Annotated in this window: 2 protein-coding genes; both read right to left on the bottom strand. The window is 46.1% G+C overall.

The window, feature by feature from the left end:
* On the bottom strand, window positions 1–493 hold a 493-nt coding region (locus tag VT06_RS16940; RefSeq protein WP_046555509.1), incomplete at its 3' end, for an efflux RND transporter permease subunit.
* A partial coding sequence (locus VT06_RS18305) for a hypothetical protein (RefSeq protein ID WP_046555508.1) occupies window positions 490–713 on the bottom strand: 224 nt, incomplete at its 5' end. The genes VT06_RS16940 and VT06_RS18305, both read right to left, overlap by 4 nt.

Below are 713 nucleotides of genomic sequence, written 5' to 3'. Positions count from 1 at the left end.
TACCGTTTAATCCCATGAGCTTAGCTTCCAAGTAAGAAGCGTAATTTTCTAACTGGGATATGCTCAAATCACCCGTTACTGCCACAGCTGTAACATGGTCGCTGCGATGTTTTTGCCGAATAATCGGGCGTTCCGTTCTTTCTGGTAATCCGGTTATCGCATTCACTTCTGTTTGTAGCTCATTAATGAAACGGAGCGCGTTCCCTTTAGCCTCCATTTTTGCGATCGCCGTAGCGATATTATCTTGAGCAACGCAACGAAATTCATCGAGATGCTCTACGCTTTTTACGGCGTCATACATTCGTTTACACAGCGCGTCTTCAACATCAACAGCACTGGCGCCACGATAAATAATATCAATAGAAACTTCTGTTGGCCGATAGTCTGGAAAGGTTTCACGCTGCAGGTGAGGAGCGGCGAACAAGCCCGCAGCCATAATAATAAGGAATAATAAATTTGCGGCAGTTGGATGCCCAGCGAACCAGCGGATCATAACGAGCTACCTTTAGCAGTGTTCAATAGTTCATTTTGCAACTCTTGGTAATGCCCAGCGATTACCCGCATCCCTGCTATGGCATAAGCCAGATCATCGAGGATCACGCGATCACCTTCACTAATTCCAGCGCTTATCGCCGCAATGCCCCGTTGTTGAAACTCAACAACTACTTGTTGTCGATATAAGCGATCGTCTTCACCAATGAGATAAACCTCTC

It is taken from the genome of Arsukibacterium sp. MJ3, assembly GCF_000987765.1.
GTDB lineage: Bacteria > Pseudomonadota > Gammaproteobacteria > Enterobacterales > Alteromonadaceae > Alishewanella.
Note: the sequence above shows the minus strand (reverse complement) of the source record. Positions and strands in the feature narration are given on the sequence as shown.